Below are 24,339 nucleotides of genomic sequence, written 5' to 3' on the forward strand. Positions count from 1 at the left end.
AAATTTTAGAATCAAAAAAAGCACAGCCTCCCTTGGGGGACTGTGCTTAGGTTCTTAATATTCAGCTATAAATTTATCATATATAAGAAGTCCGTTGACCGGAAAAATTCTTACAGTTTGTTTACGTTAGCTGCTTGAGGACCACGGTTTCCATCAGTGATTTCGAATTCTACCGCTTGACCTTCTTCCAATGTTTTGAAGCCATCTCCTTGGATTGCGGAGAAATGTACGAATACGTCCTCGCCGCCTTCAACTGAAATAAAGCCATAGCCTTTTTCTGCGTTAAACCATTTAACTGTACCTTTCAAATGAAAAACCTCCTAAAAATATCGCCATCTATGGCGAATACCCTTATTATACTGTATGGGCTTCCATTTTGCAATTTATCTTTCCATAAATGTCGAAAAAATTTGCTTTGAATCGTAGGGTACGGTATCATTTTACCAAAACCGTTAGTTTGGAGACTACCTATGATAAAAAAACATGAAATATACAAAACAGACAAGTGGAACATGATGACCGTAGAAGTTCAAGGCAAATATCTCGTACTGCGAGAAATTTCGGAAGAGTGGGGCGAAGAATGCCATACTTTCCTTAGCCGTCCTGCATTAATGCACTGGGCTGAACGCCGTTTCCCAAAAGCAGATTTTGAGAACCGTGAGGATGAATGGCGTCAATTGATGGCTGCCTTCAAAGGGGTCTAACCCATGCAGCTTGACTCAAGCAATGTCGTCATCTTTATTATCCTTGCCTTCTCTCTTGGTATTGTGCTTATTCTGGGACGCAATTCCATCCCGGATCGACTGAGACGGGGAATGGCACTTATTGCTACCCTGCTCATTTGTTTCGCCTTTTTCCTGATCGTTTATTTTCTGTATAACATGGGAACCTAATCACGGGGACCCAGATGCTCAAATATTTCAACGTGCCTAAGGTCATACTATACGAGATTATTCGTATCGTAAGGAGGAAGGCCGTTGAAATACCAGAAATCGCTATCTGTTATCCTGGTACTTAGTCTGATTCCTTCGTCTCTCTCCGCACAGGCGAGCGCGACGAAGGCAGCTTCGTCCATACATTCATCAGATCATCAAAGGAGGATTTCCATGAGTCAATTATTGAAACGTTCCGAGGTGCCAGCTGAGCATAGCTGGAAACTGGAAGATTTATTTGCCGATCAGAAAGCCTGGGATCAGGAATATGAAGAAGTATCGTCTTTGACCAAGAAGGCCTCCGAATTCCAAGGCAAATTGAATCAACCTGATGTACTCAAATCTTGCTTCGAATTCGAAGATGAGATCAGTCTCAAAATAGAACGCCTCTTTGTGTACGCACGTATGCATCAAGATGAAGACACAGCTAATCCTACATATCAAAACCTGTCCCAAAAAGCCCAGAAATTAGGCGTACGGGTTGGTGAAGCACTTTCTTTTGTCACACCGGAGATTCTTTCCCTGCCGGATGATCAGTTGGACGCATTTATTGCGAACGAAAAACTCTCTGCTTATACATTTACGCTGGAAGAGATGAAACGCGAAAAAGCCCACGTTCTTAGCCAAGCAGAAGAAGCTTTGCTTGCACAGGTAGGCAACCTTTCACAAGCACCACAGACAATATTCAGCATGCTGAATAACGCCGATCTCAAGTTTCCAAGAATCAAGGATGAACATGGTAACGAAGTTGAACTGACACACGGCAGCTACATTCAGTTCCTGGAGAACCCTAACCGTGAAGTTCGCGAACGTGCCTTCAAAGCGGTATACGAAACCTATGCCAAACAGAAGAACACAATTGCGGCTGCCCTGAATGCAAATGTAACCAAAAATATGTTCTATGCTAATGTTCGGAAGTACCCTTCCGTGATGGAAATGTCCCTATATGGAGATAACATCCCAACGGATGTGTATACCAATCTGGTAGATACTATTCACGAGAGCCTTCCGTTATTGCATCGTTATATGGACCTGCGCAAAAAGTTGCTGGGTGTGGATCAATTGCACATGTACGATCTGTTCGCTCCACTCGTAGACGAATACAAAATGGATATTACCTATGAGGAAGCGAAACAAACGGTTAAAGACGGTCTGAAACCACTCGGTAAGGATTATGCAGATGCATTGCAGACTGGATATGATAATCGCTGGATCGATATATATGAGAATGAAAATAAACGTTCAGGCGCATATGCCTGGGGCGCTTACGGCACTCACCCGTATGTCTTGTTGAATCACAAAGATAACCTGAACAGCATGTTCACACTTGCACATGAAATGGGTCACGCTCTTCATTCACATTACTCGGATACAACACTTCCGTACCGTGATGCCCAGTACACCATCTTCCTGGCAGAGGTTGCATCCACAACCAACGAAGCGTTGCTCATGGATTACCTGCTTAACAAATCAACAGATCCAAAGGAAAAATTGTATCTGTTAACCTATTATGCCGACCAATTCCGTACAACGGTATTCCGTCAGACCATGTTTGCTGAATTCGAGAAAATCATTCATGAACGTGGGGAACAAGGTGACGCATTAACACCACAATTGTTATCCGAGATCTATTATGATCTGAACGTTAAATATCACGGAGAAGGCATGGCTGTCGACAAAGAAATTGAAATGGAATGGGCTCGTATTCCCCACTTCTATAACAGCTTCTACGTTTACAAATATGCTACAGGCTTCTCCGCAGCGACAAGCTTTTCCAAGCAAATCCTGGAAGAAGGCCAACCGGCGGTTGATCGATATCTTGGCTTCCTGAAGAGCGGTGGCAGTGATTACTCCATCAACATCCTGAAAAAAGCAGGTGTGGATATGTCTACACCACAGCCAATTCGTGAAGCTATGAGTGTGTTCAAGGAATTGATTGAACAGATGGAGCAGCTAACCAAATAAGGTTGTCTTCCCATGTGACCTGCATCCCTTGCCCGTTTGGGCAGGGGATTTTATCATCATTGCAAGATGCAACATACCCGAATATGGGTAATGCATATCTAGTTCTCAATTGTTCAACAAGGAGGCAACACCATGAAAATGCAATGGGCACTCATAGCAGGTCTTGTTTTTGCACTGCTCACGGGAATCTTTGCGGTCATTAATGTGGATTCCGTACAAGTCAACCTGTTATTTAACACGGTACAAATCCCGCTGATCTTGCTCATTCTCGGCTGTACCCTGATCGGTGGAATTATTGTAGGGTCATATGGCATTTATCGCCAATACAGACTGCAACGTGAAAATAAACAACTGAAATTGCGTGTATCTGAATTGGAAAGTTCCGCGACAAGCAAATCTTCGCTCGATTCTTTCAAATCGATGGATTCGCTTGACTCAAATAAATCCGACAGCCTATTGGAGAATGATTCGATCCAGAGTCAGCGCAAAGGAAACCCTACGGGAACACTGTAACCAATCAGAGACAGCCTGCTGGCGAGTCAGGAATGGTAGTATCACATTCTCTCCCCAGACAGGCTGTATTTTGTTTCACACCATACCCACGATCCGAGGAGGAAATTACACAATGAGTTTTACAATTGATGAATCTTACGTTCTGTCTTTCCTGAAAAAATTGCTGGATACACCAAGCCCAAGTGGTTACACACATCATATAATCGAGATGATCCGGAAGGAAGCAGCAGCACTGGGCATCGCCTGTGAGCTGAATAACAAGGGCGGTGCGGTGCTTACATTGCCCGGACAGGATTCGTCCAAGACAATCGCTTTAAGCGCCCACGTGGATACGCTCGGGGCCATGGTACGCTCGGTTACATCCTATGGAACATTGAAGCTTACCTCTGTCGGTGGATTTTCCATGCAAAGTATCGAAAACGAATATTGCTGCATCCATACTCGGGATGGAAAGACATACACAGGCACCATTCTCTCCCTTCATCCGTCTGTCCACGTCTATCCGGATGCACGCACATTTGAACGGACTGAGAGCCATATGGAAGTTCGAATCGATGAAGTTGTCTCCTCCAAGGAAGATGTGTTGAAACTCGGGATCTCTGTCGGCGACTTTATCTCCTTTGATGCTCGCGCAGTCATCACGCCGAGTGGTTATATCAAATCACGTCATCTGGACGACAAAGCCAGCGTAGCTGCCCTCTTTGGCATCCTTGAGTCTGCACATCGTGAAGGTTGGCAACCATTACATAACGTCTCTCTGCTTATCTCGAACTATGAAGAAGTTGGACATGGCGCATCGTATATCCCTGCAGAAATCAGTGAAATGATCGCTGTAGACATGGGAGCCATGGGCGATGACCTGAGCTGTAAAGAAACTGACGTTTCCATATGTGCCAAAGATTCTTCTGGCCCGTATGACTACGATATGACCAGTCGTCTCATTGAACTGGCCAAACAGGATGGGATGGATTACGTCGTGGACATTTATCCCCACTATGGCTCAGATGGCAGTGCAGCATTACGCGGAGGAAACAATATCCGAGCAGCACTGATCGGTCCGGGGGTTCACGCATCTCATTCCATGGAGCGTACGCATAAGGATGCTGTACTGAATACGGCACGATTGCTCGCAGCTTACATTACAACCAAGTAAAACAGAATCATTGATCGACGAAATTATCATGGATAACATCCACATGTTCGTCTAAGCAGAAGGCCCCTTCCAAGCACACAATTCGGTGTGCTTGGAAGGGGCCTTTGTTGTCATATCTCTTAATCTGCCTGTTCCACATATGCATGATACTTACGATCCAATATCTCTAACTCTGCCTTATGGTCACGCATTTCATTTCTCAATACATTCATGGTCTTTCGAACCGCACTCAGTCCATCCTTCACCTGACGTTCGGCTTTGCGAATTTTGTCCTGAACCATCCAGTCCACGAAGAGGTTATCGAAGAAATAGTCTGCGAATGAAAGCAGACCTCCCAGATGCAGATCCGCGTGTACTGCCATCTCTACATCCTCCAGTTCCTTCTGAAAACGTCGTAGACGCTTACCTGCATCCATGATGGCGACCTGAGCGTCATCCATTCGTCCTCGCTTGATATGCGTGGAGATGACCCCACCGCCCATCATGTCATATACACCCCAATTACCTGCCGAAGACAAAGCCTTCTCGGCACGTTCAAGAGCATAGAGCAGATATTCTCCCTCCCGGAAAGCTTCATCCAGTTCCTGTAGCTCGCTCGCCAGATGTTCCCGATTCTCAGCCATCTGTTGCAATTCCGCATCCTGGTCCAGCAGTCGACCTTCCTTCTTCCCCCACAGAGCGTTGTAATCGCTTTGCCAGTACTGATACTGCCGTTGGCCCTCCAACTCCTGCTCCACATGAATTCGTTGCTCCTGTACGTCTTGTAACATGCGACAAGCGGTGTCGTATGCAGCCTTGCTCTCCATGAGTTCCAGCTCTTCCTTCTCCAGCCGTTCTGTCTTCTTGCCAATCAGTTGATAGAAAAATGCTGACAAAGTCATACTGTTCAGTCGATCAACGTCCTTCTGCTCCTTCTGGAGATGCTCCAGACGACGCTTTACCTTTGCTTCCCATTCAGTTTCCTCCGTTTGAAGCTTCTCCAGACGCTTGGTCCATTTCTCGTAAATTCTCCCCTTTTCCTTGAGCACTGCCAACTGTTGATTAATTTCCTTATACATAAGTGTGGTGTTCTCTCCCTTCTATGGAATTCTTTACTTATAAAACGTAATGAACATACAGAACGTTTCACTTTAATGCGCAAATTCACAGACAAAAAAATCGCCCTTTTCTCCAATGCGACATAAAGTCACTATAGAAGAAAGGGCGATGTTTAGTTATAAATCAAGACTTGCTCTGTTCAATCTGCTCTGCAAGTTCATTCAGAACGGTCCAGCGTTCCATCAATTCATCCAGATGACGTTCAGCCTCAACCTGCTCCGCCATCAACTCCTGCAGACGGGCAGAATCACTAAATGACTCTTCCATCTCTTTGTTAATCCGTACAAGATTGGCCTCAGCCTTCTCAATATTTTCATCAATCTGGTCGTATTCACGTTGCTCCTTGAAGCTGAATTTCAACTTCGGTTTAGCCGCTGACACAGCAGGCGTCGTTTTCTCCGATGACTGCCTCACCTTCGCCACTCCTGTGTCACTCTCTTGAGTAGCTCCGGGTGCATTTTTCAGCATCCATTCCGCATACTCACTGTAGTCGCCGACGTGTACACGTACAGCACCGTTGCCCTCAAAAGACAGCACTTTATCCACAGTACGATCAAGGAAATAGCGATCATGGGATACCACAAAAACAACACCCGGGAAATCGTCCAGATAGTCTTCAAGTACGGCGAGTGTCTGGATGTCCAGATCATTCGTCGGCTCATCCAGCAGCAATACATTCGGCGCAGCCATCAGCACACGCAGCAGATACAGGCGACGCTTCTCTCCACCAGACAGACGCGAGATTGGCGTCCACTGGGATGCCGGAGTAAACAGGAATCGCTCCAGCATCTGGGATGCTGTAATCAGAGAGCCATCGGCTGTTTTCACATTCTCGGCCACTTCCTTGATGTACTCAATGACACGAAGAGATTCGTCCATCTCCTGATGTTCCTGTGTAAAGTAGCCCAGATTGACCGTAGGACCAACGTCAACCACACCTGCATCGGGTTCCAGCTTGCCAGATATCATCTGTAACAACGTAGACTTACCACTACCATTCGGTCCGACAATCCCTACCCGATCTCCAGGTACGGCAATATAACTCAGATCTTCGATCAGTTTGCGACCACCGACGGATTTGGAAAGATGCTCGATCTCCAGAATCTTTTTCCCCAGACGCGTGGAGCCAACCGATACTTCCAATGAACCCGAGCGCTGGATTCCTTGTTGGTCTTTAAGTTGTTCGAACCGATCAATTCTCGCTTTTTGTTTCGTTGTCCGTGCCTTGGCACCGCGACGAATCCATGCGAGCTCTGTCCGAAGCAAGTTCTTGCGTTTCTGTTCGGAAGAGGCTTCCCGTTCTTCACGCTCTGCCTTCAGTTCAAGAAAACGTGTATAGTTGGCTTCATAGCGGAACAAACGACCATGATCCAATTCCAGCATGACATTCGCCACACGATCCAGGAAATACCGATCATGCGTAATCATAAGCAGTGCGCCGCGGCGCTTCTGCAAGTACTGCTCGAGCCATACGACCGAATCATTATCAATATGGTTCGTCGGCTCATCCAGAATGAGCAGTTCACAAGGATGAATCAGCGCAGCAGCAAGTGCTACCCTTTTGCGTTGTCCACCAGACAATGTGCCCATCAGTGCATCGAATTGACGAATACCCAGTTTGGACAAAATGCTCTTCGCTTCGCTCTCCATCTGCCAGAGCTGAAGCTGCTCCATTTGCTGATTCAAACGTAATAACCGCTCTTGCAACGCTGGATCTGACGAATTCAGCTCCAATAATTCCATCGTTTCCGTATATTCACGCACGGTTTTCATTTCCATGCTGTCACCTTCGAATACTTGTTGCAGTACCGTATTATCTGGATTGAAGTCCGGATTTTGCGCCAGGAACTGAATACGTACATCATTACCGATCGAGATCTGTCCCGCGTCTGCAGGTTCCATACCAGATATTACACGCAAAAACGTGGATTTTCCGGTTCCATTTACCCCAACGACACCAATCTTGTCCTGATCAGCCATGCCAAATGAAGCGTCCTTGAACAATATTTTCTCGCCATAACTTTTTGCAATTTGTTCTACCGTCATTATGTTCATTGCTCGTACCCACTTCTCTGTAAAATAAAATTCAATATTACTCGTACCCACACAAGCACTTACGTTTTCAAAAAGGACCGACACCCATCCAGAAATAATGCTGCTGAGAAGGCAATTCGTTTGTTCAGATCTTCTTCGTTGAACTCTGGATTAAGCATAATATCCATCTTCAGACGATCCAGAATCCCAATGTACGATTTGGCTAATAAGACTGGCTCAGGTACACTTGCACTTTCCAGCACCTCGCACACCATGCTCATGTATTGATTCATAAATTCTTTCATAAATTGCATCAGATCCGGATCATTATTAGGTGCCATAAAAAAGAGCTTGGTATGATTGCGACGCTCATAATAATACGTAAGGTGGGTCTTGGCTATTGCGCCAAGTTTATCACCTGTGTTCTCATGCGAGTTCAAAGCATATTCAAGACGACTGATAAAACTGTTACAGTCCCGCTTGGATACTGCTACAAATAATTGTTCCTTACTTTTGAAATATAAATAAATGGTGCCTTTTGCGATGCCAGCTTCGTCTGCAATATCAGACATTTTTGTCTCATAAAAACCCTTCGAGCCAAAAATACCATAGGCTGCATCCAAAATAGCCTCCGATTTGTCTCCATGTACAGTGTTCAAATGTTACTCCCTCCTACAACGCCAAAATGTTACCCAATCCAATCGCCACACATCCGCCAATGACCGAGCTAAGCACGTTCACCAGGTCGTTACTCATCCATGCCCAGCCACGAGCCCGAACCGTTGGATGCCCGCAATGTTCATGTACCTCAACTTCACGACCACACACGGTACAACGATACATCATCTGCACCGTTGCGCCCAGATAAGAATCGGCAAACGCCCCTGCCAATCCGCCTGCAAGGCCGACAAAAATCCAACTAAGCAGACCAAGCCCTTCTACCCCGGCGATCCAGGAAAAGAAAAATGTTCCCGCACCAATCAGAGCCCCGCCTACAGCTGCAGCAAAGGTACCGAGAAGTGAAACGCCTCCTGAGGCACCTGGAGTAAGTACCTTCCACGTGAGAACAGAGCGCGGCGGCTTACGACTGAGACTCCCAATTTCGGTTGCCCATGTATCCGATGTAACGGTAGCCATTACACCAATGAAAGCATATCCCCATGCCGGATGTGGAAATATCCAGTATCCCAGACACAGAAACATGCCCATCCCACCATTAGCCATCACTTGCCCAGCATCCCGATTTCCTGACTTGGCATAGGATTTCTCCAGCTCCTGCTTCCGATCTTTACGAAACCTGGAGAGCAACGTTGAAGTAATGAAAAACAACAATAACGTGCCAAACCAGAACAGGTTACCCGCTCCGTAATATATCGTTCCCATCATGATGGCTGCCAGGCAGCCAGACAAGGTTAGCGACTTTTTCGCATAGGCAGCACCTGCCACCATAGAAGCGCATACGGCGCCAATAATCCAATCCATAATGTCTCCTGCATGCAGCATATGTACAGCCCGCATGACGTTTATTGTATTTTTGAAATTCAATTATACCACGGTTTGATCCCAATGCCGAAACTCCTTACGCCAGCACACAAAAAACCTGTTTTGGCCTCGTGTAGAAGTGCCAAAACAGGTTATTGATCAAACGTTAAAACAAGATAACTTCCCTTTTCAAGTTACGTCTGGAATTCGGTGTTCCCAGGTTCTGTTTCAGACCCGCTTCGCTCCTCCAATGACCCCATATCGGTAGAGTACTCTGCGACCAAACCAGTTAAACAATCGATCCGTCAGGAATCCCATAAAACCCAGGGAAATCAGCCCGACAAAGATCCAATCTGTTCGGAAAAAGAGTCTGGAGTTCCAGATTAAGTAACCCACTCCCTCATTCGAGGCAATCATCTCAGCACCGATTATGGCCATATACGAGGTTCCCATCGCCAGTCGCACACCTGTGAAGATATACGGGGTTGTCGCCGGAACAATCACATGCAGCAGAATCTGCCGTTCATTGGCTCCCATACTGCGGGCCGACCGGATTTTGTCTTCTTCAACGGAGAGTACACCTGTCAGTGTATTCAACACAACAATGAAGAAGGTTGCGTACATAATGAGCGCGATCTTGGATTGCTCACCAATTCCGAACCACACCAGAAATAAGGTAATAAAGGCGATCGGCGGGATAAAACGTATAAAGTTAAGGAACGGTTCGGCGAACAGCCGGATGAGATGAACTTTGCCAATAATCAGCCCTACCGGAATAGCAATGATACTTCCGAGTACCCAGCCCGCCAGTACACGAGTGAAACTGATTCCGATATACTCCATCAGCGTACCGTCAGCTATCAGTTCGCGTGCTCCCAGGATCGTGTGCCACGGACCAGGGATTACGTCAGGCCCATAGATAAGGGCACCAAGCTGCCAGATTAAGATGACCGTTACCCATAGAAGCGGGATAGACACCCATTTTTTCTCCAACCATTTCATCTTACATATCACCTCAGTTATTCTTCAAAGTGGCCTTGAATTCGGTCATACAGGGTGTTGAACTCAGACGAGGCGATGTTCCTTGGGTAAGGTAACGTGTTGTGGTAAATATCCGTTATATTCGAAGACGGACCTACAGACATAATGCCTATGCGCTCACCCAGCAATAACGCCTCCTGAATATCGTGTGTGACAAAGATAACGGTTTTATGTGTTTCTTTCCAAATATTAACCAGTTCCTTCTGCATGGTCCGCCGCGTCATTGCGTCCAGCGCACCGAATGGCTCATCCATCAGCAAGATCGCCGAGTCATTCGCAAGTACCCGGGCCAATTGAACCCGCTGCTTCATGCCACCAGAGAGTTCTTTCGGGAATTTCCCCTCATGAGCACTCAGTCCCACAAGCTGGATGTATCGATCAGAGATCTCACGTCGTTGTGTCTTAGGTACCTTGGACATTCGAAGTCCGAATTCAACATTTTCCCTCACCGTTAGCCATGGAAAGAGAGAAGAATCCGCCTGCTGGAATACCATTGCCCGATCCCTGCCCGGTCTGTCGATCTCCTTGTTGTCTACCTTGAGCTGTCCGCCCGACTTGGAGATAAAGCCAGCGATCATATTCAGCAGCGTTGACTTCCCACACCCACTGGGACCAAGCAGGACAAAGAACTCTCCTCCCTTGATAACCAGATCGACATCCTTAATGATATAATGCACATCCCCATTGGTCGGGGCATGATACGTTTTCCGAAGCTGTTCAATATGAATGGTATGCTGAGTTGCAGGTAAGGACATAACGGACACCTCCCATTTGAATAAGAATTATTTACTGTATGTCACTTTTTTCGGCAACGCCTGTTGGAGAGAAGTCAGGTCGAGTTTGGTGTCGAGATCAAAATCCTGTTCGATGATTCCGGTGTCCACCATATATTGCTTCTGACCTGCCAAACTATCATAAGCAGCCTGCGTAAATCCAACTTCCCATGGATTGATCGGAAGGTCTTTCAACGTGGCATCTTTAGGCTGTTTGGTCTCTTGATACATCAGATCGGCAACCTCTTCAGGATGCGCTTGGGCATACGTGGATGCTTCATCCAGCGCCGCAAGGAAGTCACTTATCTTTTCAGGGTTTGCCTGGATGAATTCATTACTTGATACCAGTCCCATACCAAGGCGTATAGGGGTCTGAGACATATCCGTCAGCTGATGTACTCCTTCGAGTGCATCGAATTTATCGGTTAACGCGGAACCTATAACCCAAGCGGCATCAAGGTCTCCCTGTTTCAGTGCGATGTAGGCTTCATCAAAAGCCCCCTGACCAATTTGCGTCACATCACTCAGCGCCACTCCCTGATCTTTCAAATATTCATCCCATAGATACGGAATAAATGTGCCTCGAATGAAACTCACTTTCTTGCCCTTCAAATCCGCTCCACTCTGAATATCCTCCCTTGCATACAGCTTCCAGGCGGCTGCCGCTTCATCCGTAGTCTGACCTGCGGAAGCGACGACTGAATATTCCCCTTTAGCCAAAGCATTTAATACAGGGAAGTCCGCCCCGTACGCAATATCTACCTGTTTGATAAATAGTGCATTTACACCTTCAGCCGGTGAGCCAAACGTAATACTCTCTGCATCAATGCCCCGTTTTTCAAAGAAACCTTTGGCAATGGCTACCCTGAACGTTGGGTTCGTACTTGTATCTGCAATTCGAATTTTTACATTATCGGTATTCTTGCCGGTAGCGTCTTTTGCTCCAGATCCTGCTGCGTTTGAACTGCATCCGGATAATAGGAGTGCCGTAGCCAGGAATAATATCAATACGCCTGTAATTATGGATGGTTTTCTCACAATATACACCCCATTCGATCTAGTCATGATTCTTGACGCTTAACCGCCCGACTTGCCTTCATCCGACGTTGCCACACAGGCTGCACCCTCCACAAATGGAAGAGTTGTCTCTACGCTCACGATGGATGCAGAACCTTTAGGTGCTGCTCCCGGCACCCTGTAGTTGGAGACATCAATGGCTTCGATCGCAACTTCCTGCGGCTTCTCCAACTGTGGAACCCACTGATAAGGAACTCGATATGAGCGATAGACCATATTGGTATTCCGCCCATCCGTGTACGGGGAGACATACTCCCAGACCAGCTCATGCTCCGCTGTGACTTCGAACAATCGGCCATTGGAACCTTCGGTTATCAGGGTGTTGCCGTTAGGTAAACGCTGGGCGGAACTGATGTATGGGCTATAAAATTTATAAGAATCCGTCGGAACCGAGAAACCTGCTTCTGCCGAGGTATACTGCCAGACAATCTCCAGGGTGACCGGGTTAATCTCCAGTACACGGGAGTGATCCCGAATCGCATGTTTCAATCCAAATGGAGAAGCCGGATTTGGGAGGCCATAACCTGCCCAGCCGCCATTGTCGAATACGAGCAAGTTCCCTTCTCCCGGTAGACCTTGGGGAATGATATGTGCATGATGCTGCCCGATAATTGTGCCGATGTGTTTCACTTCAGGTGAAGCATAGTCTGGCCCTAATCTCCACACGATCTTTCCACTCTGTCTGTCTGTAATGGCGATAATGTTGGCCTCTCTGGCATCCCAGATAATATTGTCGGGGTGGAACCGTTCGTCTCCTTCTTCATAGAAACGGTTGGGTCCGACATAAGAAGCAGAATTAATATGTAACCAGTCACCAACGCCACCACCCAGATGACCGAAAGAACGTGTATTCGGATCACGGAACAGGACATTTCGAGCAGCTTCATCAAAACCTAATTCTTCAAAATGTTCGTTAGGCAGCCACTCCCAGAGTACCTTCCCCTCCCAATCGACTTCTATAATGGCATCATCAAGCAATGGCTTATCTGAAATTTGCGGGTTACTCACATTTTTGTGAGCCAGAATAAGTGTTTTGCCACTCTTCGTCTTTGGTGCAAGGCCAGGTGCATAATAACCTACCGGATTCCCCTCACGCTGATAATCATGATGCTGGCGGGCATACCATAATGGCTCATACCCCGGATCTTCGATGTGTTCGTAGCTGTTGTATTTCCATACAATGTTGCCGTCCCAATCCACCTGAACCAGATCGACATTATCCTGAATACCGAACTTCGGATCTCTCCGACCCGTGCTGCCCAGCACGTAGCCGCCAGGTAATATTTTGGCCGGAAAACCTAACAATCCTTTCCACAGGTGAACCTCCTTGCCATTCATATCGATCAATACTACGCCTTCCTCACCTGCCTGATAGACGGTATAACCGCCCCAAGCCTTATCCGGATTGTATAACGTCGCTCCAGTTGGATATATTGTTGAGTGTCCCATTGATCATCTCTCCCCTAGAATGTTTGTGGTATATCAAATGTCGTTACTTTGACCCAACCTCAATAACTGAGATAGTTCCTCTTCCCGGTATTTTCCCGCTGCTTCTGCTCAAGGTTACTTGTGGAGGACCGATCATGTTCTTGTATCCCGTTGCTCTCCGCCAATTCCAGCACCGTGTCCGAGAACCCCTCCAGATTCGCTACTACCCGCTCGTAGAATTGACTTTGCTGCTCCAGTTCCTCACTCGTAAAACCCTCAAACAGAAGCGTGATACATCGGGCACCGATGTTGCTGTTTCTCGCATACATCTCCCGCCCGCTGGATGTGATGTCCAGTAAAACCGTCCGGCGATCGTCTTCCTTTCTTCTGCGGATGGTGAGTCCCTTTTTCTCCAGCTTATCGGTCAGAGCTGTAATGGCACCCGATGTGAAGTCCAATTGTTCTGCCAGATCTCCAAGCCGCTGTTCTCCCTCACGAATGATTTTGTGCAGGATAAGCATACCTGGCAGGCTGATACCTTCTACAGAGATGCGGTCCCGCTCTTTGACGAATCGTCTGACCATTTTGCGAAATAACCAATCCGTCCGCTCCAACGCTTCCCAGTCTCTATCGCTCATTTCATAACCTCCTTGATCGTTTGAAGCTTCAACAGCGAACAAAAAAAGGCCCCCGAGGACATTCCTTAGAGGAGTAGTCCCGGGAGCCTTTGGTGGTCCAATCAGCTCAATGCAGTTTTCAGTTCAAATTATTTCACTGTTCATTTAATGAGTATTAAAATAATTGAGATTATCATATAACCAACTAACCCAACCTGTCAAGTGTGAATTATATTAGTGATCTTTTCTTTTTGCAGCCATTCTCCGCTAGGTTGAAATTACTTATCCTGTTTTAAGTTTCACTTCAGGTTTCCCGTTTACACTATTCTTAGATCGAAACATCAACAACTACATCTACGACAAGCTACGATTCAGTTCGTACTCAACTACAGAAATGAGGATTATCCATATGAACATGAAAAGAGTCATTATTATAGGCACAATGATTGTCACCATGTCCTTCGCCGGAACAGCCTGGGGCCAGTCTGCCATCTCTCCCATACCTACTGCTAAATGGTCCATCGTTGACTTGGACACTCGTGAGGGAAGCAGCGACGAGCTGCTCAGCGCTCTGAATCAGGCTTCAGAAGCGGATCTCTATCAGGAACTTTACAGCAGCAAATCACTGAGGACAATTACGGAAGAAAATAACGGGAATTTGGATGAGGTCATTGCTATACAAGTAAGACAGCTCAGAGAGCAGTTGGATGAACGGCTCGCAAATGGAAGTATCAGCTCGGAGCAACATGCTGCACAACAAGCTGAACTGGAAGAGTTGGTCACACAGAGCGCAAATACAGCATACAGCTTGGCTTAAATTAGTAGCGTATCCGTACGATGAAGGTATAAACATATATCCACGATAGCACGACAAAAAGGAGCGTATACACGCCCCTTTCTTGTAACCTATTCATCTCAAGCAGTTATGATGTGTAATCCTTATTGCGCTGCCCCAATCGTGCAGGCACCCAAAGATTCGCCGTCCCATGCCAGTTCGAGCACATCTCCTGCTTGTGTTGGTCCAACACCTTCCGGTGTTCCTGTAAAAATGACATCGCCCGGCCCTAGGCCGTAATGATGACCTACATAATCCACAATATCCTGTAAACTGAAGATCATGTTACGAATGTTACCACGCTGGACTACCTCACCATTTTTGGTCAATGTAAAGTCTTTCTCCAGTAATGCTGCCGCACCCGGGAATGCCTGAAATGCAGTAACCGGAGCGGAATTTTTGAATCCTTTGGCCGCTGTCCACGGGTGGCCCTTTTTCTTAATCACGGTCTGTACGTCACGTAACGTAAAATCAATACCAAACGCATACGCATCCACCAGCTCATCTACCGCCATACCTGGCTCATAACTCCGGCCGATTTGAACGACCAATTCAGCTTCATAGTGAACTTCACCCTTGGTAGCAGGCAATTCAAGGGTTTCACCATTCAGGGGCACGACTGCATGAGAAGGTTTCATAAAGATCATTGGCTCATCCGGAACCGCGTTACCCAATTCTTCCGCATGAAGTTTATAATTGCGTCCTACACAGTATACATTGCGAATGTTAGTCAACATGGGTATATTACCACCTTTATCGGATTCATTAGTGCATATAGGAAAGTTAGGGTCTGAAAAATCGGCTGCTCGTCTCCTGAAATGCCAACTCCCACACGTCAGGACGGTTCGTACATAACATGAGTTCTGGATCAACTGCCGCCAGTTTCTTCATAATGGTCTTGTCATCCACTGTCCAAGCCATCACCCGAATGCCTGCACTCCGCATCTCGTTCATTAAGGATTTGTCTACATTGGTGTATCCAATGGAGAGGAATGTACAATTCATCTGCCGCAGGGCGGTTAACAGATCACCTGGTCGTGCATCGATAATCAGCCCCGTCTGGATCTCCGGTGCAAGTTTCTTCACTTCGATCAGAGCGGCTGGTTCAAATGAGGTGATCACAACATCATTTTGCATATGTCTTTTTCTCACTTCATGTATAACAGCCGCAGGCAGACCCTGGTACATGTCTCCCTGCGTTTTCAATTCAATGTTCAAACGCACTCTGCCGCACGAGCGATCTAACAATTCACTCAGCGCCGGAATCCGTTCGCCTTTGTAAGACTTGTTTTTCCATGCTCCGGCATCCAGACGTTGCAGATCAGCCCAATCGGTTTCCCGAACCAGGCCCTTGCCATTCGTCGTGCGATCCACTGTAAAATCATGAATGACCACCGGTACACCATCACGCGACAACTGCACATCCAGCTCCATCCACTGAACTTCAGGCCGTTCCATGGCCATCAGGAATGCAGCCATCGTATTCTCTGGTGCAATAGAAGAAAATCCACGGTGCGCTACACAAAGGTTGTTCATTCGATTCCCTCCTCAAAAGGTTTTTAATTAGGTGAAGCGACTCCATTCCCATCATATCGAATGCCCGGGGAGAGCTTTGCCATCTGTTCCAACAGCAGTTTGTTTGCCTCATCGATCATCGGAATGGCCTGACCAAGCCCGGCCTCATAAGGGATAACTTTCATGCTGCAAGCTGCATCTTGACTACAGCGAGCCTGAAATACCGCCGTTTTCCATGTCTCTTCGGTTGTCGATCTGGAGAAAATGAAATTTCCCGTACTGTATGCAATCCACTTCCCCTTATAGTACTCCAGCCCTTGCAACACATGAGGATGACCACCTATGACCAGATCAGCGCCAGCATCTACAAACTCATGAGCCAATCGGGTCTGGTCACTATTCGGAGTACTTACACGTTCCTCTCCCCAATGTGCAACCACGATCACCAGATCAGCCTTCTTACGTGCCTCCTGGATCGCTGTGACTGCTCCTGTGGAATCATAGGCTTCAGCCACGCCAGCCCGATTGCCTTCCGCCTTCCAACTCGTTTCCGGTACAACTCGGGAGAATCCAAGCAATGCAATCTTCATGCCTTTGCGTTCCAGATACGCTGGTGCATAGGCCTCATCCCTGTTCATACCTGCCCCGGTGTGAGCTATGCCATATTCCTTGAGATAAGTTAACGTATCCACCAAGCCCTCTACGCCCTGATCCAGAATATGATTGTTAGCCAAGTTGACAGCATCAAAACCCGCAGAGGCCATTGCCGCCAATGCTTTGGGCGAAGATTTGTATACATAGGTTTTGTCGACCGCACCAGTCCCACCCAGGGTTATCGGTGTCTCCAAGTTGCCGATGGTAAGATCATCATCCTTGAATAATCTGCCGAGTTTGGCAAAGGGATAGTCATAACCGTTCTTATCCAGCAACTCAGCAACTTTGCCCGAAAATTGAATATCACCCACAAAGTTAATCGTGACATCCTTCGCTGAATTGGTAGGTTTCGACGCCCCTGCTTCCTTATCCGCACCTGCATTTCCCTTGGTGCTGGATGGTGTCGAATCTGCCGTAGGTTTTTTCGCTCCAGATTCTGCTTTCTCACTATTGGTGCTGCCTGAAGAGTCAGATGTCGCTGCGCCCGTTGTCTTTTCTACATCCTCTGTTGTCTCTTCATCCGTAGCTTTAGGATCTTCTTCCGAAGTCTCATCTGATTCCGAGTCTGGAGAACTTATTTGATCCCCGCCTTTGGCATCATCTCCAATGGAAGGCTGATCCTGATCAACTATTTCTTGTTTCACTGGCTGGTCTGCCTGTTGCTGACGTGAATCAATGACATAAAAAATGCCCACCAGACCAATTGCAATGATCAATACAATATTAACTGTCCAGATGATTGTGATTGTATTGCGGGTGCGTTTACTACCATTTTTCTTCTTTACACTTCGCTCTGATCTTGGGGGATACATAAGCAACTCCTCTTCTTCTTCACAGCCATACATACCATTATATCAGGCATATTCTGGATTTCCATCATTCCTTGGAACTGTATCGATTGAAAGGGTATTAACTCGGTTAGCTTCCAGATCTTCATATAAAAAAAGCCATCTCTCCAGTAGATAATTCTACGTTTGAGACAGCTCTCTTGCTGTACTTAATCTGCTGCAAGCTCTTGTGTAGCCTGAACAGACATTTCCTTCGCTTGTCTGATGCAATCAGGCAAGCCTACACCCTCATAACCTGCACCTGCAATGTATACCCCCGGTAATTTGCTGCCAAGCTCCTCACGGAGGGCGGCAATATGTTGGAGGTGTCCCACCGGATACTGTGGCATGGATTTACGAAGCCTTGTAATCTCGGAGAAGATCGGCACTGCTTCAATACCCATCGTCTCTCTTAGATCCTTGAGAACCAGATTCGTCAGCGCTTCATCCGGAAGCTCTACGTTCTGTTCATCACCGGAGCGACCAACATAACAGCGGAGCAGTACTTTATCATCCGGGCTCGTATGCAGCCATTTCGTCGATGTCCACGTGCAAGCCGTAATATTCCGCCCCTCTTTCCGCGGAACGAGGAAACCCGACCCGTCGAATACATGCTCCACCTCTTTTTTCTCAAACGCGAGCACTACATTGGCTACAGACACATAGTTAATCGCATCCAGAGCTGCTGTATCGACGTGAGGCTTCAACAGCTCCGACGCGACATATGTCGGCACAGTAACCACTACATCATCCGCCTCAAGCTGTTCACCATTCTCCAGCTCAACATGGTATCTGGTCTCCGCTCCATCAAGGCGTTGCAGTGACTTCACCGCAGTGTTCAGACGTTGATCCACATCCTGCAACTCGTGGACGAGTGCATGAACAAGGCTCTGAAGTCCCTGGCGAAAGTTCAAAAAAGCGCTCCGTTTTGTTCCGGTATGCGTTTCAGCCGGTTTGCGACCCGTCATCATGCCCCGGATCAAGCTGCCGTAATCGCGCTCTACTTCTCCGAACTGCGGGAAGGTAGCCTGGAGGCTCAATCGCCGCATATCACCTGCATAGATTCCCGCGAGCAGGGGTTCCGTCAAGTTCTCCAGCACTTCTGCTCCAAGACGGCGTTCAATCATATAACCGAGCGATTCATCCTCTGTTGTACGACGCGGCGGGATGACAAAGTCCATCAACGCCCGCAGTTTGCCTGCCGGAGAGACCAGACCACTTCTCAAGAATGGTCTTAGTTCTGTCGGAATACCGAGAACAAGTCCTGCTGGCATAGGATGAAGCTTGCCACGCTGCATGATATACGTTTTCTTCGACTCCGGATTCTGACTGACCAGTTCATGATCGATCTCCAATTCTTTAGCGAGGTCAATCATTGCTGTTTTGCGAGCCAGGAAAGAATCCGGCCCTTTTTCAATCACAAATCCATCCCGGTGCAGTGTCTCAATCATGCCTCCCATGGACGAGCTTTTCTCGACCAAAGTAATCACGGGTTCAACGCCCGCTTCCCGGTAATGCTTACGGATATAAAATGCCGCGCTGAGGCCGGTAAGGCCACCGCCGACAACAACAACACGGCGTTTCTTATCACCCATTACTCATCCGACCCTTGCTGCCATTGGCTTATAATAACGTCGCTTAACGTCTCCATGTATAGAGGATCGCTATTGAGAGAATCAATACGCATCAGGCGCATGTCGATCTCTTTGGCAATCGATTTGGCCTCAATATCGAGATCATAGAGCACTTCGAGATGATCCGAGACAAACCCGATTGGTGCCACAAGCACATCCTCTACCTGTTCACGAGAAAGCTCCTGTAACGTATCCAGAATATCCGGTCCGAGCCAAGGCTCAGCTGTTCGTCCGGCACTCTGCCACGTAAATTGCCAATTGGTTATGCCTACACGTGAGGCAATCACTTCCGAAGTCTCCAGCAATTGTTGCGGGTATGGATCACCCATCTCCACAATACGTGCCGGCAGGCTGTGCGCACTGAACAACACCTTCACATCTCCGCGTTTTGCTCCAGCTTCTTCGAACGCATCCAACTTGGCACTGACACGTGTGGACAACGCCTGAATTAACTTCGGATGCAGATGATAACTCTCAATAAAGGACATATGAACGCCCAGCTCTTCTGCTTTTTCACGCGCACGTTTGATATAACTGCCTACACTCATCGTGGAAAAATGAGGAGCCAGTACAATACCAATCGCTGTCTGAATTCCATCCTTAGCCATCTGCTCCACGCCATCCTCAATAAACGGATAGGCATGCTTCAGTCCTTGATAACAACGGAATTCCACATCAGTGCCACGCTCATCGCGGTTTAATGTCTCTTGAAGGGCCTTGACCTGATTGTCTGTGTTCTCCCGAAGGGGGAAAACACCGCCAACAATGGCTTCATAACGATCCGTCAGTTCTTTCAATTGCTCCGGTTCAGGCGGACGTCCTCTGCGGATATGTGTGTAATACGCTTCAACACTCTCCATATTTTCTGGTGTGCCATACGACATCACCAGTACACCTACAGTATTAGTCATTGGTTACCGTCACCCCAGTCTTCATTGCTTCGGCAGAATATTCATGAATATACGCCGTTAGTTCTCTGAGCTTCTCTAGCGATGCTTCAGGAAATAATCCGTGTCCCAGGTTGAAAATATAACCCGGCTCCTTGATTCCTTCGTCAATAATCACTTTGGCTTGCTCCTTGATCAGTTCCATCGGCGCAGTCAGCAAATATGGGTCCAGGTTACCCTGTACTGCAAATTTGCCACCAAGACGTTGACGCCCTTCCGAAATGGATACTCTCCAGTCCAGTCCAATCACATCGGCTTGCAGATTATGCAGTGCTGGCAACAACTCACCGGATGCAACACCAGGGAAATAAATCTTCGGTACATTCAAATCGGATAATTCGGTAAAGATACGGGTAATCGTAGGCAACACATATGTTCTGAAGTCTTTGGGAGAAAGTGCTCCAACCCAGCTGTCAAACAACTGGAATGCCTTACCGCCATTCGCAATATGCGCACGGACATATGTAATAACCATATCACCAAGCTTCTGCATCAGCTTATGCCACACCTCAGGCTCGCTGTACATCATCGTTTTGGTGCGGATATAACCTTTCGAAGGTCGGCCTTCAATCAGATAACTCGCAATCGTGAATGGTGCGCCCGCAAACGTAATCAGAGGCACATCAAGCTCCTTATCCAGAATTCGAATAGTTTCCAGAATATGTGACAGATCTCCTTCTACGTCGATAGGACGCAGCCGATCCACATCTGCAGCGGAACGAATAGGATTATCGATAACTGGACCAATATTTTTTACAATGTCAAAATCAATGCCCAATGAGGCAACCGGATTCATAATATCGGAATACAAAATAGCCGCATCTACACCAAGTTTGCGTACCGGCATAAGTGTAACTTCAGCCGCCAGCTCGGGTTGTTTGCAGATTTCTAACAAGGAGTACTTTTCTTTAATTTTGCGATATTCAGGATCGTAACGACCAGCTTGACGCATGTACCACACCGGGACACGATCTACCTGTTGTTTGAAACTTGCCCGAATCAGTCGATCATTATAGCTCATGTAAGAAGCCTCCAATAGTTTTTGGACTCATAATTACCATTATGCCCTTTTTAAACAGCCGTAACAACCACATGCAGATGCGTTCTACGTGACAATACTATGACATTCCTTACACCCATCCCTCATATGCCAATTATGTTATAATGAAAGAATGGTGTTTTTTTGAGAATTACAGAAATATCTTTGAAAGGAAGTGAAAGCACTTTGAAAACATGGAAAGTAAACCTCATTGTGCTTTGGTTCGGACAATTTTTGGTCAATTCGGGTATGACCATGATTACCCCATTTTTGTCTCTTTATCTCGCAAGAGATCTGGGCGTTGTTGGCGAACATGAAATTGGCATATGGGCGGGATTTATTTTTGCAGCCAATTTCCTCACCTCATTTTTGTTCCAACCGCTCTGGGGCAAGTTATCAGACAAGTATGGCCGAAAAGTAATGCTGCTGCGTTCGGGATTCGGGATGGCCATCGTAATTGCCCTTATGGGTCTGGCACAGAATCCTTGGCAGCTTCTCTTATTGCGTTTGCTTAACGGTACCATCTCCGGTTTCAACCCTGCAGCTGTTGCGCTGATATCGGGTACCACACCGAAAGACCGCATGGGTTTCGCCATGGGAATCAGTCAGTCCGGGCAGGTTGCCGGCACAATCCTGGGTCCACTCATTGGTGGCTTGTTAGCGGATGCGGTAGGCTTCCGCCCCATTTTCTACATTACAGGTGGACTGATCTTTGTTGCTTCCATGCTCGCCATGTTCCTGGTGAGAGAGAAGTTTGACCGTCAAGAAGCAGCCAAACTGCCGGCACAATCCGTATTGTCCGGTCTGAAGGAATTGAACAAGTCACCTCAACTGCCCGCACTGTTTGCTGTGACGTTTCTGTTGCAGTTTGCGATGATTAGCCCCATGTCACTCTTGCCGCTGTATGTGCAAAAATTGCATGCTTCGGATGTAAATGTGGCCTTCTGGGCAGGACTTGTCGGTGCAGTTACGGGACTATCCAATATGGCTATGTCTCCGATTCTCGGAAAGCTGAGTGACCGGATTGGTCCTCACAAGGTGCTGACGTTTTCCCTCATAGGTACAGGACTCATGCTTATTCCGCAGGCATTTGTTCAGACTGTGTGGCAGCTCATTCTTGTTCGTTTCATGATGGGTGTGTTCATGGGTGGCCTGCTTCCGAGCGTTAATGCCCTGATCCGTTCCTATACATCCGATAGCATGATCAGCCGTGCATTCAGTTTTAATACAAGTACTCTGGCGCTGGGCAACATGCTTGGAGCGATCATTGGAGGATTTATGGCAGGATTCATCGGGATCGAAGGTCTGTTTATCGTATCTGGCGGACTGCTGCTGCTTAATATGGTTTGGGTCCGATTCAAATTGTATAACAAACCTGCTTCTATTCGGGAATCCTGATTCCCTATCCATTTCTTAATGAGTACATCTTACTTTTTCATTTGAAAAAGCCGCTTCCAGCGCCTAATTGGCCTGAGAGCGGCTTTTGTCATTCATGCGCCATTCATCATTTATTTATTAGATTGAATTGTATCGGATAATGTTTCACACCAAATACAAAAGCACTTTGTATCGGTTGCAGAGCCGTTCCCGGCACAAGCTGAATGTTTCCCATGTGCTGAAGCAATGTATGAAGGACTACCCTTGCCTCCAATCGAGCGAGTGGTGCACCCAAACAAAAATGAATGCCAAAACCAAAGCCCATATGCCTGTTCGGCTTGCGATCAGAGATGAAATCTTCCGGGTTTTCAAATTGGGCACTGTCCCGATTGGCTGCTCCAACCCAGGAAATCACCTGCTCCCCAGCTTGAATCATCTGGCCATTCAACTCTACAGTTTCCTTGGCTACTCGCCCAATCGCGACAATTGGCGGATAGTATCTCAGCGTCTCTTCAATCGCAGAAGTAATCCGCTCAGGATGTTCGCGCAACTCCTGTTGTAGCTCGGGTTGTTCAGACAGAATACGAACCGCATTGGTAATCAGGTTGGTTGTTGTTTCATTACCGGCAGCAAGTAAGAGAATACAGAAGCCTACCACTTCATCTGAAGTCAATTGCTGACCATCAATCTCCGCAGCAAGCAGTAATGAGATCAGATCATCCTTTGGCTGCAACCGACGTTCTTCCATAATGCCAGTGAAATAGATATGCAACTCCTGCATATTTCTTTTTTTCTCCTCCAATAACTCCTGGAAGGCCTGCTCACTATCGTCACGTGCACCTTTCACCAACACATCAGACCAGTCTTTGAACTTTTGACGATCCGCCGCAGGGACTCCGATCAATTCCGCAATGACAATGACGGGCAATGGTGTTGCAAGGTCATCAATAAGTTCCATATGTCCTTCTGACAGGTGTGGAGCAATTAACTCATCTGTGATTTCCTGAATACGCGGAGCCAATGCTTCAATTGCCTTGGGTGTAAACGCCTGGTTCACCAGATCACGCAGCTGTTTGTGTTTGGGAGGGTCTGTCGTCAACATGCTCGTATTGGCGCGATCACGTGCAGAAGAGAACAGTTTCGGATTTTTCAGAACGTACTTCACATCTTCATACCCGAAAACATCCCAACATTCTCGATGCTCATCATATCGGACTGGAGTGTTATCACGAAGTTCTGCATACACCTTGAAGGGAGATAACCTCTCTTCCAAAGTCTCCAGTTCCCGAATCGGAATGTAATTTGCATACTTTCTCGGTGCCTGTTTCATCGTTTCTCCTCCAATCATTATTATATATTTATTTACATATGTTGATCACCCCTATTATAAACATAACT

The 24,339-nt window shown here is 47.1% G+C and carries 24 protein-coding genes; 7 read left to right on the plus strand and 17 right to left on the minus strand.

The window, feature by feature from the left end:
• Window positions 1–110: 110 nt before the first annotated feature.
• Window positions 111–308: a cold shock domain-containing protein gene (locus QF041_RS10270; RefSeq protein WP_017689394.1), complete on the minus strand. Its 198-nt coding sequence runs from the start codon at window positions 306–308 to the stop codon at window positions 111–113.
• A gap of 162 nt (window positions 309–470) precedes the next feature.
• Here QF041_RS10270 and QF041_RS10275 point away from each other — a divergent pair, with 162 nt between their 5' ends.
• The 5 genes from QF041_RS10275 (at window position 471) to QF041_RS10295 (ending at window position 4,563) form a co-directional block, all read left to right on the plus strand.
• Entirely contained in the window at window positions 471–704 is a 234-nt protein-coding gene (locus QF041_RS10275; RefSeq protein ID WP_017689395.1) for a hypothetical protein, read from the plus strand.
• A gap of 3 nt (window positions 705–707) precedes the next feature.
• Complete coding sequence (locus QF041_RS10280) at window positions 708–893, plus strand: hypothetical protein (protein WP_047842378.1); 186 nt, start codon at window positions 708–710, stop codon at window positions 891–893.
• 213 nt (window positions 894–1,106) lie between these two features.
• Window positions 1,107–2,897 (plus strand): oligoendopeptidase F, encoded by a 1,791-nt coding sequence (gene pepF / locus QF041_RS10285; protein ID WP_307413899.1) that lies wholly within the window; start codon window positions 1,107–1,109, stop codon window positions 2,895–2,897.
• Window positions 2,898–3,029: 132 nt separating this feature from the next.
• Window positions 3,030–3,410, plus strand: a complete 381-nt coding sequence (locus QF041_RS10290; protein WP_307413901.1) for a LapA family protein — start codon at window positions 3,030–3,032, stop codon at window positions 3,408–3,410.
• Between the two features lie 112 nt (window positions 3,411–3,522).
• Window positions 3,523–4,563, plus strand: a complete 1,041-nt coding sequence (locus QF041_RS10295; protein ID WP_307413903.1) for a M42 family metallopeptidase — start codon at window positions 3,523–3,525, stop codon at window positions 4,561–4,563.
• 119 nt (window positions 4,564–4,682) lie between these two features.
• On the opposite strand, the gene QF041_RS10300 is transcribed toward QF041_RS10295, so the two are convergent.
• The 9 genes from QF041_RS10300 to QF041_RS10340 all read right to left on the minus strand — a co-directional run bounded on the left by QF041_RS10300 (window position 4,683) and on the right by QF041_RS10340 (window position 14,134).
• Entirely contained in the window at window positions 4,683–5,621 is a 939-nt protein-coding gene (locus tag QF041_RS10300; protein ID WP_307413906.1) for a hypothetical protein, read from the minus strand.
• Window positions 5,622–5,784: 163 nt separating this feature from the next.
• A complete protein-coding gene (locus tag QF041_RS10305) occupies window positions 5,785–7,716 on the minus strand; it encodes an ABC-F family ATP-binding cassette domain-containing protein (RefSeq protein ID WP_307413908.1) in 1,932 nt (643 codons plus the stop codon).
• 59 nt (window positions 7,717–7,775) lie between these two features.
• On the minus strand, window positions 7,776–8,354 hold the full coding sequence (locus QF041_RS10310; protein WP_221823344.1) for a TetR/AcrR family transcriptional regulator: 579 nt from the start codon (window positions 8,352–8,354) through the stop codon (window positions 7,776–7,778).
• Window positions 8,355–8,367: 13 nt separating this feature from the next.
• Complete coding sequence (locus QF041_RS10315) at window positions 8,368–9,177, minus strand: DUF92 domain-containing protein (RefSeq protein WP_307413910.1); 810 nt, start codon at window positions 9,175–9,177, stop codon at window positions 8,368–8,370.
• A 228-nt stretch (window positions 9,178–9,405) separates the two neighbouring features.
• Window positions 9,406–10,179, minus strand: coding sequence for an ABC transporter permease (locus tag QF041_RS10320; RefSeq protein ID WP_074094444.1), 774 nt, complete (start codon window positions 10,177–10,179; stop codon window positions 9,406–9,408).
• 17 nt (window positions 10,180–10,196) lie between these two features.
• The gene (locus tag QF041_RS10325) at window positions 10,197–10,973 is read right to left on the minus strand and encodes an ABC transporter ATP-binding protein (RefSeq protein ID WP_074094443.1); all 777 of its coding nucleotides are present in this window, start codon (window positions 10,971–10,973) and stop codon (window positions 10,197–10,199) included.
• Between the two features lie 27 nt (window positions 10,974–11,000).
• A complete protein-coding gene (locus QF041_RS10330) occupies window positions 11,001–12,029 on the minus strand; it encodes an ABC transporter substrate-binding protein (protein WP_307413913.1) in 1,029 nt (342 codons plus the stop codon).
• Window positions 12,030–12,068: 39 nt separating this feature from the next.
• Window positions 12,069–13,517, minus strand: a complete 1,449-nt coding sequence (locus QF041_RS10335) for an aryl-sulfate sulfotransferase (RefSeq protein WP_307413915.1) — start codon at window positions 13,515–13,517, stop codon at window positions 12,069–12,071.
• A gap of 59 nt (window positions 13,518–13,576) precedes the next feature.
• Window positions 13,577–14,134, minus strand: a complete 558-nt coding sequence (locus tag QF041_RS10340; protein WP_307413917.1) for a MarR family winged helix-turn-helix transcriptional regulator — start codon at window positions 14,132–14,134, stop codon at window positions 13,577–13,579.
• 388 nt (window positions 14,135–14,522) lie between these two features.
• Between QF041_RS10340 and QF041_RS10345 the strand changes: the two genes are divergently transcribed.
• Window positions 14,523–14,930, plus strand: coding sequence for a hypothetical protein (locus QF041_RS10345; protein WP_307413919.1), 408 nt, complete (start codon window positions 14,523–14,525; stop codon window positions 14,928–14,930).
• A gap of 122 nt (window positions 14,931–15,052) precedes the next feature.
• Here QF041_RS10345 and QF041_RS10350 read toward each other — a convergent pair whose 3' ends face one another.
• The 6 genes from QF041_RS10350 to hemE all read right to left on the minus strand — a co-directional run bounded on the left by QF041_RS10350 (window position 15,053) and on the right by hemE (window position 21,546).
• Window positions 15,053–15,685: a fumarylacetoacetate hydrolase family protein gene (locus QF041_RS10350; RefSeq protein WP_307413920.1), complete on the minus strand. Its 633-nt coding sequence runs from the start codon at window positions 15,683–15,685 to the stop codon at window positions 15,053–15,055.
• A gap of 46 nt (window positions 15,686–15,731) precedes the next feature.
• The gene (locus QF041_RS10355) at window positions 15,732–16,484 is read right to left on the minus strand and encodes a glycerophosphodiester phosphodiesterase (protein WP_307413921.1); all 753 of its coding nucleotides are present in this window, start codon (window positions 16,482–16,484) and stop codon (window positions 15,732–15,734) included.
• A 23-nt stretch (window positions 16,485–16,507) separates the two neighbouring features.
• On the minus strand, window positions 16,508–17,929 hold the full coding sequence (locus QF041_RS10360; RefSeq protein ID WP_307413923.1) for a CapA family protein: 1,422 nt from the start codon (window positions 17,927–17,929) through the stop codon (window positions 16,508–16,510).
• Between the two features lie 185 nt (window positions 17,930–18,114).
• On the minus strand, window positions 18,115–19,539 hold the full coding sequence (gene hemY, locus QF041_RS10365; protein WP_307413924.1) for a protoporphyrinogen oxidase: 1,425 nt from the start codon (window positions 19,537–19,539) through the stop codon (window positions 18,115–18,117).
• Window positions 19,539–20,489: a ferrochelatase gene (gene hemH, locus QF041_RS10370; RefSeq protein ID WP_036609705.1), complete on the minus strand. Its 951-nt coding sequence runs from the start codon at window positions 20,487–20,489 to the stop codon at window positions 19,539–19,541. Before hemH ends, hemY begins: the two co-directional genes overlap by 1 nt.
• Window positions 20,482–21,546 carry a uroporphyrinogen decarboxylase gene (gene hemE, locus QF041_RS10375; RefSeq protein ID WP_074094433.1) on the minus strand — a complete coding sequence of 355 codons (1,065 nt, stop codon included), beginning with the start codon at window positions 21,544–21,546 and terminating at the stop codon, window positions 20,482–20,484. The genes hemH and hemE overlap by 8 nt, the downstream gene beginning before the upstream one ends.
• A gap of 204 nt (window positions 21,547–21,750) precedes the next feature.
• On the opposite strand from hemE, the gene QF041_RS10380 reads away from it, so the two are divergent.
• Window positions 21,751–22,962, plus strand: coding sequence for an MFS transporter (locus QF041_RS10380; protein WP_036670103.1), 1,212 nt, complete (start codon window positions 21,751–21,753; stop codon window positions 22,960–22,962).
• A gap of 106 nt (window positions 22,963–23,068) precedes the next feature.
• Here the strand turns inward: QF041_RS10380 and QF041_RS10385 are convergent, their stop codons facing one another.
• Window positions 23,069–24,271, minus strand: coding sequence for a cytochrome P450 (locus QF041_RS10385; protein ID WP_237176079.1), 1,203 nt, complete (start codon window positions 24,269–24,271; stop codon window positions 23,069–23,071).
• Between the last annotated feature and the right edge of the window lie 68 nt (window positions 24,272–24,339).

It is taken from the genome of Paenibacillus sp. W2I17, from assembly GCF_030815985.1.
Lineage (GTDB): Bacteria > Bacillota > Bacilli > Paenibacillales > Paenibacillaceae > Paenibacillus.